Below are 15,381 nucleotides of genomic sequence, written 5' to 3' on the forward strand. Positions count from 1 at the left end.
ACACGGGCCGAAACCCGTGTATCAAATTCAGCATCAGGCCATTGCGATTCAGCTGAATAAACGCTTTGCAAACAAAACGTTACCAGGTTTTACCAATGTTAAACTGGAACTGTTCCGCTTTGTCGCCTTCGTATTTCTTAACTGGCTGTGCGTAAGAGAACACCAGCGGCCCCAGAGGAGACTGCCACTGCAACGCCAGACCAGAAGACACACGAATGTTGCCAGGCTTACTGTAATCAGGCACACCCGCTGCAATAGTTTGCGGCGTGTTTTCCCAACCTGTATCCCAGACTGTACCGCTATCCACGAACAGAGACGTACGCAATGAGTTAGCGTATTTCTCGCTAACAAACGGAGTTGGAACAATCAGTTCCGCACTCAGGATGGCCATTGCGTTACCGCCCACTGCATCGCTCGAATTATCAATCGGGCAGGTGCTGTACGAGGTATTAGCCGTAGTACATTTGTAATAAGCTGCTTTCGGACCGATGGTGTTCGACTGGAAACCACGAACACTGCTTGAACCGCCGGCATAGAAGTTGTCATAGAACGGCACTTCTTTGCCGCCCAGACCATCCGCATAACCTGCGCGCGCACGCCCCATCAGTACCCAATCACGATCCTGATTCAGCGGCATATAGCTGGTTGAATCGAAAGTGATTTTATAATATTCGTTATCTGAACCCGGCACGGTCACTTTACCGTTCAGGCTGGCTTTGGTCCCTGACGTCGGGAAGTAACCACGGTCAAGGTTGTTATAACCCCAGCCCAGATTCACGAAGAAGTCATCAGCACTGAAATCAGCATCTGAGTTATCGCTGGTCGTTACCGCAGGTTTCAGGCCCACAGAGTTCAGATAACGGAACATCGCGATCTGAGGTTCCATATTGGACAGATCGTTGTGTACGTAATCCAGCCCCAGACGCAATGAGTTGTTCTCATTGACAGGGAAACCAAGGTTGCCGCCAATACCGTAACTTCTGTTGGTATAGTCAGACAGGTCCGCATTATCCGCTTTAAAGTCGTTATAGAAAATACGACCGCCCAGACTCACACCGTCAACGGTGAAGTACGGGTCTGTGATCGTGAATTCTGCGTACGTCTGGTAATCATTTTTCGTACCGCTGATGCCTACGGAGTTACCCGTACCCAGCCAGTTGTCCTGCTGGACACCAACCTGGAAGCTGACACCACTTTCAGTACCGTAACCGACACCAAAGTTGAAACTACCGGTGTTACGTTCTTTCACTTTGTAGACCACATCAACCTGGTCCGGTGAACCCGGAACGCGTTGTGTATCCACATCAACAGTTTCGAAGTAACCCAGACGGTTCAGACGCTCTTTACCTTTATCGACCAGATCATTACCTAACCAGGCACCTTCCATCTGACGCATTTCACGGCGCAGAACGCTGTCTTTACTGGTGTCATTGCCTTCGAAACGGATATGACGCACATAGAAACGGTTACCCGCATCTACGTTGATATGCAGTTTTACTGTCTTGTCTGCATCGTTAATTTCAGGCTGAGTAGTCACACGCGGATAGGCATAGCCATAACGGCCCAACATCTGCTTGATGTCGTTTTCCATCTTGGTGACTTTAGCGCCGTTGTACAGCTCGCCTTTATCAATTTTAGTCAGGCTCTGAACTTCAGCTGAGTGACCCGCCATGCTGCCGGTAACTTCAACGCCAGAAAGTTTGTACTGCTCACCTTCTGTGATGTTCAGCGTGATGTAGATGCCTTTTTTGTCCGGCGTCAGGCTGACCTGAGTCGAATCAATGTTGAAACGGGCATAACCGCGATCCAGATAGAAACTGCGCAGGGTTTCAAGGTCACCCGCCAGCTTTTGTTTCTGGTATTTACGGTCACCGACCACGTTCCACCAAGGCACTTCATCGCGCAACTGGAAGCGGGAAATCAGTTCATCAGTCGAGAAGGCATGGTTACCCACGATGTTGATCTGCTGAATTTTGGCAGAAACACCTTCGGTAAACACCAGTTTCAGGTCAACACGATTACGCGGTAAAGGGGTCACAACCGCTTTTACCGACGCACTGTATTTACCGACGCTGTAATAGAAATCTTCCAGGCCTTTTTCAATACTGCCGATGGTTGTACGGTCAAGCGCTTCGCCAACGCGGACGCCAGAGGCTTCCAGGTTTTGTTTCAGCATGTCATCTTTCACCGATTTATTACCGGAGAAAGTGATGCTGGCAATCGTTGGACGTTCCTTGACCTGGACAATCAGAGAATCACCATCGCGAAGGACACGAACGTCCTCAAAGTTGCCAGTGGCAAACAATGCGCGAATGGTATTACTGATGTCATCGTCAGTAACGGTATCACCGACACGAACCGGCATATTGAGTAACGCCGCACCGACGGCAACTCGCTGCAGGCCTTCGAAATGAATATCTTTCACTACGAAACCGTCTGCACCGTATACGGTGGCGCTGCCAAACAGCAGCGACGCTATGAGCAACTTTTTGATCGCCATCGTTGTTATGCGTTCTTCCTAACCTAATCTCCGGTCTTAAAGACGGGAGAAATCATTGAAAAGTGCAAGCCCCATCAACAACACCAGCAAAACTGAACCAATGCGGTAACTGAAGTCCTGAACTCGCTCGGAAACTGGCCCACCTTTGAGCTTTTCTATTGCAAGAAACAGCAGGTGGCCACCATCTAATACCGGTAACGGGAAGAGGTTGATGATCCCCAGATTGACACTGATGAGTGCCAAAAACGTGAGGTAAGACACCAAACCATACTCCGCTGACATTCCTGCGCCCTGTGCGATGGAGATTGGGCCACTCAGATTGTTCAGCTTCACATCCCCGGTAATTAACTTACCCAGCATGCTCACGGTGAGTTTCATCAGTTGCCAGGTTTTATCCCCGGCCTCATAAAACGCCACAAACGGACCATACTGACGGATTGTTTTGTATTCATCAGGCAGCGGCACCACTTTCGGGACCACACCAGCAAAACCCTGTATTTTGCCTTTACCTGCAGACTTCGTATCCGGCGTCAGTGTTAAAGCGACGGGAGAACCACCCCGCTCAACTTCCAGACTGATTGGCTTGCCCGGATTGTCACGCACCTGAATGACAAACGACTGCCAACTTTCCAGAATCTGACCATCGACTTTAACGATCCTGTCTCCGGCTTGCAAACCCGCCTTTTGCGCGGCTGAATCTGGCTGCACTTCCTGCAAGACAGATTCTATCTGCGGACCTCGTGGAATCATACCCAGAGAGACCACCGGATCCTGCTTTTCAGGATCAAACTGCCACTGACGTAAATTCAGTGTTTTCTCAACAACATTATTGGAGCCAAAAGGCGCAACTCCCACTGTCGTTTGATCATCACCAATCTCGCCAATCAACGCCATACGAACTGAATCCCAATCAGGCGTTTCGATACCGGCAACAGACTTTAGTTCCATTCCCGGAGAAATATTGGATTGCGCAGCGATTGAATTTGCAGTGACATTTGCAACAACCGGACGCACGGTCGGCACACCAATCACGAAGATCAGCCAGTATGCAAAAACAGCAAAGATAAAATTGGCAATTGGCCCGGCGCTGATGATAGCAGCACGCTGCCAGATTTTTTTGTTATTAAAGGATTGATGACGAAATTCAGGGGCTACAGCCTCGACGCGTTCGTCGAGCATTTTGACGTAGCCCCCGAGAGGAATAATGGCCAGCACATACTCCGTTCCCTGGCGATCGGTGCGACGCCACAATGCACGACCGAAACCAACAGAGAAGCGTTCAACACGCACACCACAACGACGAGCAACCCAGAAATGGCCGAACTCGTGCACGGTGATAAGCACCCCCAATGCAACGATAAAGGCGGCCAGGCTCCAGAGTATGTTCATCATATGTCCAACTATTCCTTAGAAAACTTCACCGTCTGCGACGGTTAATACACTAACAGCATCAGACAGGCGAATACAGGAACCGCAGCAGTCAGGCTGTCAATGCGATCCAATATTCCGCCATGACCCGGGATCATATGACCACTGTCTTTGATTCCGGCTTCACGCTTGAACATACTTTCCGTCAGGTCGCCCAGCACAGAAGCCAGCGCAGCAACCACAGAACAAATCAATAACGTTGCTGGCTGCACGCTCAAAGGTGCATACCGGCCAAACAACCAGGCTATCAGGGCAGATGTCACCAGCCCACCGATAAACCCTTCCCAGGTTTTCCCCGGAGAAACTTTTGGTGCCAGTTTATGCTTACCGAACAACTTACCAAACAGGTAAGCACCGGAATCAGCACCCCAGACCAGCAGCATGACATATAACAGCCACCACGCGCCTGTGTGAGGATTCTCAGCATAACCGTACTGACGCAACGCAACCATGCCCCAGAAGAACGGCACAATCGTCAGTACGCCAAACAGCACACGCAACACGCGCGAATGACGCCAGAATGCAGCGGAAGCCGGATACGCAACAACCAGAACTAACGCCAGACACCACCACGCCAGCGCTGCCCACAGCGAGCCGCTAACCTGTGGTAAGTAAACACTCTGATGATAAGCCGGAATGCTCAACATCATGGCGGCTAACAGAAAACCACACAGTATCGCCAGCCAGATACGCTGACTACGGGTTGCAAGCCCGGCGAGCTGACCCCACTCCCACGCGGCCAGCATGCACACCACTAGGGTGACAATGGCGAACCCCACCGGCGGCAGCAAAAAGAGTGCTGCAATAACAATCGGTATTAAAATCAAAGCTGTGATAATGCGATACTTCAGCAAATGTTCTCCCTAGGACGCATCGGCGCCGATAGGTGTAGTCCCCCCGAAGCGGCGCTCTCGCTGTGCAAACGCGGTCAACGCACCTTCAAAGGTGTTTTCATCAAAATCAGGCCAGAGGACATCGGTAAAGTAGAGCTCCGCATAGGCAATCTGCCACAGCAAAAAGTTACTGATCCGATGTTCCCCACCGGTTCTGATCACCAAATCGACGGGTGCCAGTTCGCTCATACAGACCGCTGAATTCAGCAATTCTTCTGTAATCTGCTCTGCCCGCAATGTACCGGCTTCAACCTGCCCGGCCAGCGTCTTCACGCCCTGAATAATATCCCACCGGCCACCGTAATTTGCAGCGATGTTCAGGGTCAGACCGTCGTTATTTTGAGTAAGTGTTTCTGAACGACGAATGCGTTCCTGCAGACGAGCACTAAAACGACTGACATCGCCAATGATCCGCAACCTGACATTGTGTTTATGCAGGCTTTTAACTTCGCTGTCTAACGCACGAACGAACAGCTCCATCAAGGCGGAAACTTCCTGAGCCGGACGATTCCAGTTTTCACTGCTAAAGGCATAAAGCGTGAGCGCATCAAGGTGATGACTGGCAGCAAAGCTTACCGCTTTACGCACTGACTTCACTCCCGCTTTATGACCGAATACCCTCATTTTACCCTGACGTTTTGCCCAGCGTCCGTTGCCGTCCATGATAATGGCAACATGGCGAGGTTGAGAGCAACACATATCAGACATCTGTTGATTTTCGAGGGACATAACGCGTACTCATTTCCTTTTATCAGAACACAACGGCTTTCCAGCTGACATAAGCCTGATATGGCTCACGCTACAACGTTTAGCTGACGCTGCACCTTTTACCGAGGGTGCGGCAACACGCGCAAAAAAGCCGTGTCTCCCTTACAGGCACGGCTTACACTGACAGATCACCGATTCACCTTTAACATTCAGGCTCAGAAAAGCCAAATCTACTGTCAGTGTGGCGCAGACTATACCATTTCAATGTGGCGCTAACAAACTGCTGCATAAGCACTAAACCGGTCTTATCGCGCAAACTGAGGAAGTTTATCCTTTGCCGATGCACGTGCGCGAGCGTCAATCTCCAACACTTCCTCAACAGACGTCGGTTCGGCGCTCACTAACTGCTCCATAACCTGACGATTCAGTGAAGCAATGTCAGTAAAACGAATCTCGCCATTCAGGAAAGCCGCCACTGAAATTTCATTTGCTGCATTCAGCGTGGTAGTGGCCGCCTGCCCGGTATTGCTGGCTTCGATAGCAAGCTGAAGGCAAGGATAACGCGCGTAATCCGGATCGCTAAACGTCAGTGCGCCCATCTTACAAAAATCCAGTGCTTCAACGTCAGTCGCCACACGGCGGGGATACGCCATGGCATGCGCAATGGGCGTTCGCATATCCGGTGAACCCAGCTGAGCCAGTACGCTGCCGTCACGGTAGCGAACCATAGAATGGATAACCGACTGCGGATGGATAATTACTTCCATTTCGGCGGCTGACGCATTAAACAGCCAGCGCGCTTCAATATACTCCAGCCCTTTGTTCATCATCGTGGCAGAGTCGACAGAAATCTTGCGTCCCATTGACCAGTTCGGATGAGCGCATGCCTGTTCCGGTGTCACGCGGCTGAATTGATCTAAAGGTAATTCGCGGAATGGTCCGCCGGAACCGGTCAGCACAATGCGCGAAATCCCGTGTGCCTCGAGTGAAGCATAGCCCAGTTGTCTCTGAACGGATTCAGGCAAACTCTGGAAAATCGCATTGTGTTCGCTGTCGATAGGCAAAAGTTGAGACTGACTCTGACGCACGGCATCCATGAAAATGCGGCCGCAGGTCACCAGGGATTCTTTATTTGCCAGAAGAACTTGTTTGCCCGCACGAACGGCAGACAACGTCGGTAACAGCCCCGCAGCGCCGACAATGGCAGACATCACCTGATCGACATCATCCAGCGCCGCCAGTTCGATTGCCGCATCCGGGCCAGACAGGACTTCAGTGTTGATTCCCTGTTCCGACAAGATTGCCCGCAATTTGCGCGTAGAAGACTCATCCGCCATCGACACATAGGCCGGACGAAACTCCAGACATTGCTGGGCCATAACGTCGACATTGCGGCCCGCAACCAGAGCCTTAACAGAGAACGCGTCAGGGTTTGACCGGACAACGGAAAGCGTGCTGGTGCCGACAGATCCTGTCGAACCAAGAATAGTCATTTGTTTCATGAAAATGCCCGGGATAACGCTCGTAAATTCGGAAAGTGCACAGTCTGAAACCTCTTATCGGGCTTGTCCATGAGATTGTGCAGACAGATAAAAGAATTGGAGGCCACTTAAAAACAAAGCGCCGCAATTGCGGCGCTTTGTGAGAGACATAAGCCGGATTAGAAATCCATCAGTTCAGTTTCTTTTTCAGCTAACGCAACGTCGATTTTCTTGATGAAAATGTCAGTCAGTTTCTGAATATCGTCCTGAGAACGGCGATCTTCATCTTCGCTGATTTCTTTATCTTTCAGCAGTGCTTTGGTTTTGTCGTTAGCGTCGCGGCGGACGTTACGCACAGAAACACGGCCCTGCTCTGCTTCGCCACGAACAACTTTGATCAGGTCTTTACGACGCTCTTCAGTCAGTGCTGGCAATGGAACGCGGATGGTCGCTCCCGCAGAAGATGGGTTCAGACCCAAATCAGATGTCATGATCGCTTTTTCCACAGCCGCGCTGATAGAGCGGTCAAATACGGAAATAGCCAAAGTACGGGAATCTTCAACCGTTACCTGAGCCAGCTGGCGCAGTGGTGTAGATGAACCATAGTAATCGACCATGATGCCATCCAGGATGCCTGGAGAAGCACGACCGGTACGGATTTTGCTGATATGTGTTTTGAATGCTTCAACGCATTTATCCATACGGATTTCAGCGTCTTTTTTGATTTCGTTAATCACGTTGTGAACCCTTGAAAGCTGGTTACCTGGCAGACCATAACATCAGTATAGTCCGTGAATACTTATGCCAGCACAGGCTGGCTGAACGGTATGTTCAATTGTGAAGGATCACTCCGCGTTAGAAATCAGCGTCCCTTCATTTTCACCCATCACCACTCGGCGCAGTGCGCCCGGTTTGTTCATGTTGAAAACACGAATTGGCAGATTGTGATCGCGGGCCAGTGTAAACGCCGCCAGATCCATCACTTTCAATTCCTGTTCCAGCACTTCCTGATAGGTCAATTTTTCGTACAATGTCGCGTCCGGATTTTTCACCGGGTCGGCGGAATAAACACCGTCGACTTTGGTGGCTTTTAATACCACATCGGCTTCGATTTCGATACCACGCAGGCACGCTGCTGAGTCGGTGGTAAAGAAAGGATTGCCGGTACCGGCGGAGAAAATCACCACGCGGTTATGACGCAACAGGCTGATCGCTTCAGCCCAGCTGTAATTATCACAAACACCGTTCAAAGGGATTGCGGACATCAAACGTGCGTTAACATAAGCACGGTGTAACGCGTCACGCATCGCCAGACCATTCATGACAGTCGCCAGCATACCCATATGGTCGCCTACAACACGATTCATGCCAGCCTGCGCCAGACCCGCACCGCGGAACAAGTTACCGCCGCCGATCACAACGCCTACCTGAATGCCGAGTTCGACCAGCTCTTTCACTTCCTGAGCCATACGATCTAATACACTCGCGTCGATACCAAAACCTTCACTGCCCTGCAGGGCTTCGCCACTGAGTTTGAGCAGGATACGCTGATAAACGGGTTTCGCATTGGTAGCCATGGTGTCTGTCCTAGAAGCAATGTGTCTTAATGGATAGTCGGTCTTTACATCATAGCGCTGTCTGAATGGCCACACGCACAATGTAATGGGAATTTGGGGCTGGATAAAACGGAACCGCCCTTTCGCAGCGGTTCCATTTTAGGTGTATCAGATACTGATTAAGACTGTTTGGTCATCGCTGCAACTTCAGCAGCAAAGTCAGTCTCAACTTTCACGATACCTTCGCCCACTTCGAAGCGGATGAAGTTAACAACGTCAGCGTTGTGCTCTTTCAGAACCTGGCCCACAGTTTTGCTTGGGTCGATTACGAAAGGCTGACCAGTCAGAGAAACTTCGCCGGTGAATTTCTTCATGCGGCCTTCAACCATTTTCTCTGCGATTTCTTTAGGCTTGCCAGACTGCATAGCGATGTCCAGCTGTACCTGGTACTCTTTTTCAACAACTTCAGCAGACACGTCTTCTGGTTTAACAAATTCAGGCTTGCTTGCAGCAACGTGCATAGCGATTTGTTTAACCAGATCTTCGTCAGCGCCTTTAGCTGCGATCAGAACACCGATACGTGCGCCGTGCAGGTAGCTACCCAACACTTCGCCTTCCAGGGAAGAAACGCGACGAATGTTGATGTTTTCACCGATTTTTGCGACCAGAGCAACACGCTCTTCTTCGAATTGTGCTTTCAGCACTTCAACGTCGGTGATTTTGCCTGCAACCGCAGCGTCCAATACTTTGTCAGCGAAAGCCTGGAAACCACCATCTTTAGCAACGAAGTCAGTCTGGCAGTTAACTTCCAGAATCACACCGTAGTTGCCTTCGATTTTGGTTTTGATCACGCCGTCAGCAGCTACGTTGCCTGCTTTTTTCGCCGCTTTGATCGCGCCAGATTTACGCATATTTTCAATTGCCAGCTCGATGTCGCCGTTAGCTTCAACCAGAGCTTTCTTACAATCCATCATGCCAGCGCCAGTACGTTCGCGCAGTTCTTTTACCAGGGCAGCGGTAATATCAGCCATTGTATTTTCCTCGATTATCTCAGTGCAAAAAGGCTTTTTGCGGTGAGATATTTCTCGCATTTAAGATAAGCAAAGGGGGCCAATAAAGGCCCCCTAACCAACATATTTCAATACCTGGTTAATAAGGGCTCTGCTGAGCTTGCCTTATTATTCAGCTTCTACGAAGCTTTCTTCTGCCTGAACAGCCAGATCTTGCGAACGGCCTTCACGGACAGTAGCAGCAACAGCGCTCAGGTACAGATTTACTGCACGGATTGCGTCATCGTTACCTGGGATAACAAAGTCAACGCCATCCGGATCGGAGTTGGTATCAACAATGGAGAATACCGGGATACCCAGGTTGTTAGCTTCTTTGATTGCAATGTGTTCGTGATCAGCATCGACAACGAACAGAGCATCAGGAAGACCACCCATATCCTTGATACCACCCAGGCTGTTTTCCAGCTTAGCCAATTCGCGAGTACGCATCAGCGCCTCTTTCTTGGTCAGCTTCTCGAAAGTACCGTCCTGAGACTGAACTTCCAGATCTTTCAAACGTTTGATGGACTGACGAACAGTTTTCCAGTTAGTCAGCATGCCGCCCAACCAGCGATGGTTCACGAAGAACTGGTCGCAGTTGTGTGCAGCTTCTTTTACCGCTTCGCTTGCTGCGCGTTTAGTACCAACGAACAGGATTTTGCCTTTACGGGCAGAAATCTTCTGCAACTCAGCCAGAGCTTCGTTGAACATTGGAACAGTTTTTTCCAGGTTGATGATGTGAACCTTGTTACGTGCGCCGAAGATGAATGGCTTCATTTTCGGGTTCCAGTAACGGGTTTGGTGACCGAAGTGAACACCAGCCTGGAGCATGTCGCGCATGGAAACAGTTGCCATGATAAAACCTCTATTAAGTAGTTGGGGTTATGCCTCCACGTATCCCATAACACCGACCCTGCAGAACGAATTCCCAGAGCACCCCGGCGAATGTGTCGATACGTGTGTGTTATTACTTACGTTAATAAGTACACAATGAGTGATTTTGGCTTTAATCCCTCAGCGTCGTTAAGACTCAGAGCGGATTGCCGGCGCGCTTTATACCATAAATAACGACCCGGCAGCAACTTTTGTTCACCGGATGACTTCCCGGAAAATGATAGTTTGGCAGGTAATATCAGGGCTGATACCATAAGCCACAGCTAATTATTGACGACATCGGTGCAGAAATAAAGCACACCCGATGTACAGAACCTGCAGGATTACTCATGGCAATTTCAATCAAAACCCCGGAAGATATCGAAAAAATGCGCGTCGCTGGCCGTCTGGCTGCGGAAGTGCTGGAAATCATTGAGCCTTACGTTAAACCGGGCGTCAGCACCGGCGAGCTCGACCGAATTTGTTCCGATCACATCGTCAACAAACAGCACGCCATTTCTGCCTGCCTGGATTACCACGGCTTCCCGAAATCGGTCTGCATCTCTATCAACGAAGTGGTCTGCCACGGTATCCCGAGCGAAGACAAAATCCTTAAAGATGGCGACATCGTCAATATCGACGTTACCGTGATTAAAGACGGTTTCCACGGCGATACCTCTAAGATGTTCATCGCAGGCAAACCGACCATTCTTGGCGAACGTCTTTGCCGTATCACGCAGGAAAGCCTGTACATTGCTCTGCGCATGATCAAGCCGGGCATCCGCCTGCGCACGCTGGGTAAAGAGATCCAAAAATTCGTGGAAGCGGAGAAATTCTCCGTGGTGCGCGAATATTGCGGTCACGGCATCGGCGAAGGTTTCCACGAAGAACCTCAGGTTCTGCATTACGATGCGGATGACGGTGGCGTTGTGTTACAGGCCGGTATGGCTTTCACCGTTGAACCGATGGTCAATGCCGGTGATTACCGTATCCGCACCATGAAAGACGGCTGGACAGTAAAAACTAAAGATCGCAGCTTGTCGGCTCAGTACGAGCATACTATTGTGGTGACAGATAACGGTTGTGAAATTATGACGCTGCGTAAGGATGACACCATCCCGGCTATCCTGACGCACGACTAACAGTTCCCCGCTCGGCGCAGAGGGGTTAAATCTGTCAATCAAACCGGCGAAAGCCGGTTTTTTTATCCTTAACGTGTAGGAATAGGCTGCGCATCTATGATTGAAAATTTCTCTGCTGAAAAGAGCCTGCTGCCGCAAACGACACAGGAACTCACCCGCGCTTTCCCGCCACAGCCTGTTTCCCCTTCCGCCTACCCGGATGACGACTTAAACCGTCAGAGCCTCAAGCAACACATGGAACAGTTTCAGGTCTGGCTGGCAGAAGCTTTCAATGCGGGACAGCGCGCCGAAGAACTGGTCGATGCACGCACGCATTATATTGACCAGTTGCTGCAACGCCTGTGGACGTTTTACGGCTTTGACAATATCCCGGAAACCGCAATGGTGGCCGTCGGTGGTTACGGCCGCGGCGAATTGCATCCGCTGTCTGATATCGACGTGCTGGTACTCAGCCAGAAGCGCCTCAACGATGAGCAGGCGCAGCGCATTGGCGAGCTGATTACCCTGTTGTGGGATCTGAAGCTGGAAGTCGGTCACAGCGTGCGTACGCTGGAGGAATGTCTGCTGGAAGGGCTGGCCGATTTAACGGTCGCGACCAATCTGATCGAATCCCGCCTGATTTGCGGCGATGTCGCCTTGTTCCTCAACATGCAAAAACACATTTTCAGTGACGGTTTCTGGCCTTCGCCAAATTTCTTCCGTGCCAAAATTACCGAGCAAAAAGAGCGTCACCAGCGCTATCACGGCACCAGCTACGGCCTGGAACCCGACATCAAAAGCAGCCCCGGCGGCCTGCGTGATATCCACACCATATTGTGGGTCGCCCGCCGCCACTTCGGGGCCACATCGCTCGATGAAATGGTCGCGTTTGGCTTCCTGACAAAAGCCGAACGCAACGAACTGCTTGAATGCCAGAGCTTCCTGTGGCGCATTCGTTTTGCGCTGCATCTGGTGCTGCCACGTTACGATAACCGCCTGCTCTTCGACAGACAGCAAAGCGTGGCGCAACTGTTACAATATCAGGGCGAAGGCAACCAGCCCGTCGAACGCATGATGAAAGATTTCTACCGTATGACCCGCCGGGTTGGCGAACTGAATCAGATGTTATTGCAGCTGTTTGATGAGGCGATTCTGGCCATCGGGCCGAATGAAAAACCCCGTCCGCTGGATGAGAATTTCCAGCTGCGCGGTGACCTCATCGATCTGCGTGATGAATCACTGTTTGAGCACCGCCCGGAAACCATCATCAGCATGTTTCAGTTGATGGTTCGCCATCGAGAAATCAAAGGCATTTACTCCACCACGGTACGTTTGCTACGCCATGCACGCCGTCATCTGAAAGAACCGTTGTGCATGATCCCGCAGGCGCGTGAAACCTTTATGTCGATTCTGCGCCACCCCGGCGCCGTCTCGCGAGCGCTGGTGCCAATGCATCGCCACAGCGTTCTCTGGGCTTATATGCCGCAGTGGGGGCAAATCGTCGGACAGATGCAGTTTGACCTTTTCCACGCCTATACAGTTGATGAACACACCATTCGCGTTCTGCAAAAATTAGAAAGCTTCGCCCATGAAGAAACGCGGCCAAAACATCCGTTGTGCGTGGAATTGTATCCGCGCCTGCCGCAGCCTGAATTGCTGCTGATCGCTGCCCTCTTCCACGATATCGCCAAAGGACGCGGCGGCGACCATTCCATTCTCGGCGCGCAGGACGTACTGGAGTTTGCCGAACTTCACGGCCTGAACTCGCGCGAAACACAACTCGTCTCGTGGCTGGTGCGCTGCCATCTGCTGATGTCAGTCACCGCGCAGCGCCGCGATATTCAGGATCCCAATGAAATCCAGCAATTCGCCGCCGAGATGCAGAGCGAGGTGCGTCTGCGTTATCTGGTCAGCCTGACGGTTGCCGATATCTGCGCGACCAACGAAACGCTGTGGAACAGCTGGAAACAGAGCCTGATACGCGAGCTGTATTTCGCCACCGAAAAACAGCTGCGCCGCGGCATGCAAAATACACCGGATCTGCGCGAGCGCGTGCGTCATCACCGCTTGCAGGCGCTGGCGTTGCTGCGTATGGATAATATCGATGAGGAAGCGCTGCACCGTATCTGGAGCCGCTGCCGCGCCGATTACTTCCTTCGCCATTCACCGAATCAGCTCGCGTGGCACGCCAGACATTTGCTTGAGCATGACTCTTCCAAACCTCTGGTGTTAGTCAGCCGTCAGGCCACGCGTGGCGGCACAGAGATATTCATCTGGAGCGCTGACCGCCCGTATCTGTTCGCCACGGTAGCCGGTGAGCTGGACAGACGTAACCTGAGCATCCACGACGCCCAGATTTTCACTAACCGCGACGGCATGGCGATGGACACCTTTATCGTGCTGGAACCGGACGGCAGCCCGCTGGCGCAGGACCGGCACGAAGCCATCCGTTATGCGCTGGAACAATCGATGACGCAGGCTTATCAGCCGCCGCGTGCGCGACGCCCGTCACCGAAACTGCGCCATTTCAGCGTGCAGACCGAAGTCAGCTTCCTGCCGACACATACCGACCGCAGGACGTATATGGAACTGGTCGCGCTCGATCAGCCGGGTCTGCTGGCACGCGTCGGCGAAGTCTTCTCGGATCTGGGGCTTTCGTTACATGGCGCAAGGATTTCGACCATCGGCGAGCGCGTAGAAGACTTATTTATTCTGGCCAATGGCGAGCGCCGCGCGCTGGATAAACAAACTCGCAAGGAAATCACACGCCGATTAACCGAGGCACTCAACCCGGGCGATAAAATGTGATACAAGTACCATTATCTTTTAAAACCAATTCAGGAAAGAGAACAGGATGCAGCAACTACAAACCGTTATTGAACAAGCCTTCGAACGCCGTGCGGACATCACCCCGGCAAACGTTGACAGCGTAACGCGCGACGCCGTGAACCAGGTCATCAACAAAATCGACAGCGGCGAATTGCGCGTTGCCGAGAAGATTGATGGCGAATGGGTAACGCATCAGTGGCTGAAGAAAGCGGTGCTGCTGTCCTTCAGAATCAACGACAACCAGGTTATGGAAGGTGGCGAAAGCCGTTACTTCGACAAAGTCCCGATGAAATTCGCAGACTACGACGAAGCCCGTTTCCAGCGTGAAGGTTTCCGCGTAGTGCCACCGGCGGCAGTCCGTAAAGGCGCGTTCATCGCCCGTAACACGGTACTGATGCCTTCTTACGTCAACATCGGCGCATACGTTGATGAAGGCACCATGGTTGATACCTGGGCGACTGTCGGTTCTTGCGCGCAGATCGGCAAAAACGTTCACCTGTCCGGCGGCGTTGGCATCGGTGGCGTTCTGGAGCCACTTCAGGCTAACCCGACCATCATCGAAGACAACTGCTTCATCGGCGCGCGTTCAGAAATCGTTGAAGGCGTGATTGTTGAAGAAGGCTCTGTGATTTCCATGGGCGTTTACATCGGCCAGAGCACCAAAATTTACGACCGTGAAACCGGCGAAGTATTCTACGGCCGCGTACCTGCAGGTTCCGTCGTGGTTTCCGGCAACCTGCCTTCTAAAGACGGTAAATACAGCCTGTACTGCGCCGTTATCGTGAAGAAAGTGGATGCGAAAACTCTGGGCAAAACAGGCCTGAATGAGTTGCTGCGCACCATCGAGTAAAATTAAATAGCGGGTAATTCAAAAAGATTACCCGCTATTTTTTTATCTTGCAGATGGCGAATTGTGTCATCAGTCAACGATTCGGACCGCTGT

General features: G+C 51.5%; 12 protein-coding genes. 3 read left to right on the plus strand and 9 right to left on the minus strand.

The window, feature by feature from the left end:
* Positions 1-79: 79 nt before the first annotated feature.
* From bamA to rpsB, 9 genes are all read right to left on the minus strand, one after another.
* Complete coding sequence (gene bamA, locus J1782_RS15240) at positions 80-2,500, minus strand: outer membrane protein assembly factor BamA (RefSeq protein ID WP_165061770.1); 2,421 nt, start codon at positions 2,498-2,500, stop codon at positions 80-82.
* A gap of 36 nt (positions 2,501-2,536) precedes the next feature.
* Positions 2,537-3,892: a sigma E protease regulator RseP gene (gene rseP / locus J1782_RS15245; protein ID WP_152326527.1), complete on the minus strand. Its 1,356-nt coding sequence runs from the start codon at positions 3,890-3,892 to the stop codon at positions 2,537-2,539.
* A 41-nt stretch (positions 3,893-3,933) separates the two neighbouring features.
* Positions 3,934-4,782 carry a phosphatidate cytidylyltransferase gene (cdsA, locus tag J1782_RS15250; protein WP_152326526.1) on the minus strand — a complete coding sequence of 283 codons (849 nt, stop codon included), beginning with the start codon at positions 4,780-4,782 and terminating at the stop codon, positions 3,934-3,936.
* A 9-nt stretch (positions 4,783-4,791) separates the two neighbouring features.
* On the minus strand, positions 4,792-5,550 hold the full coding sequence (gene ispU / locus J1782_RS15255) for a (2E,6E)-farnesyl-diphosphate-specific ditrans,polycis-undecaprenyl-diphosphate synthase (protein WP_095923213.1): 759 nt from the start codon (positions 5,548-5,550) through the stop codon (positions 4,792-4,794).
* Positions 5,551-5,834: 284 nt separating this feature from the next.
* Positions 5,835-7,031, minus strand: coding sequence for a 1-deoxy-D-xylulose-5-phosphate reductoisomerase (gene ispC / locus J1782_RS15260; RefSeq protein ID WP_217153459.1), 1,197 nt, complete (start codon positions 7,029-7,031; stop codon positions 5,835-5,837).
* Positions 7,032-7,189: 158 nt separating this feature from the next.
* Positions 7,190-7,747, minus strand: coding sequence for a ribosome recycling factor (gene frr / locus J1782_RS15265; RefSeq protein WP_152326524.1), 558 nt, complete (start codon positions 7,745-7,747; stop codon positions 7,190-7,192).
* A gap of 108 nt (positions 7,748-7,855) precedes the next feature.
* A complete protein-coding gene (gene pyrH, locus J1782_RS15270; RefSeq protein WP_217153460.1) occupies positions 7,856-8,587 on the minus strand; it encodes a UMP kinase in 732 nt (243 codons plus the stop codon).
* Positions 8,588-8,745: 158 nt separating this feature from the next.
* Positions 8,746-9,597, minus strand: coding sequence for a translation elongation factor Ts (tsf, locus tag J1782_RS15275; RefSeq protein ID WP_152326523.1), 852 nt, complete (start codon positions 9,595-9,597; stop codon positions 8,746-8,748).
* A 147-nt stretch (positions 9,598-9,744) separates the two neighbouring features.
* On the minus strand, positions 9,745-10,470 hold the full coding sequence (rpsB, locus tag J1782_RS15280; protein WP_152326522.1) for a 30S ribosomal protein S2: 726 nt from the start codon (positions 10,468-10,470) through the stop codon (positions 9,745-9,747).
* A gap of 368 nt (positions 10,471-10,838) precedes the next feature.
* On the opposite strand from rpsB, the gene map reads away from it, so the two are divergent.
* From map to dapD, 3 genes are all read left to right on the plus strand, one after another.
* Positions 10,839-11,630: a type I methionyl aminopeptidase gene (map, locus tag J1782_RS15285; protein ID WP_152326521.1), complete on the plus strand. Its 792-nt coding sequence runs from the start codon at positions 10,839-10,841 to the stop codon at positions 11,628-11,630.
* A gap of 96 nt (positions 11,631-11,726) precedes the next feature.
* Positions 11,727-14,417: a bifunctional uridylyltransferase/uridylyl-removing protein GlnD gene (glnD, locus tag J1782_RS15290; RefSeq protein ID WP_152326520.1), complete on the plus strand. Its 2,691-nt coding sequence runs from the start codon at positions 11,727-11,729 to the stop codon at positions 14,415-14,417.
* 46 nt (positions 14,418-14,463) lie between these two features.
* Positions 14,464-15,288, plus strand: coding sequence for a 2,3,4,5-tetrahydropyridine-2,6-dicarboxylate N-succinyltransferase (gene dapD / locus J1782_RS15295; protein ID WP_152326519.1), 825 nt, complete (start codon positions 14,464-14,466; stop codon positions 15,286-15,288).
* The last annotated feature ends 93 nt before the right edge of the window (positions 15,289-15,381 follow it).

Origin of the sequence: Rahnella sp. BCC 1045 (assembly GCF_019049615.1) — a bacterium.
Taxonomy (GTDB): Bacteria; Pseudomonadota; Gammaproteobacteria; order Enterobacterales; family Enterobacteriaceae; genus Rahnella; species Rahnella contaminans.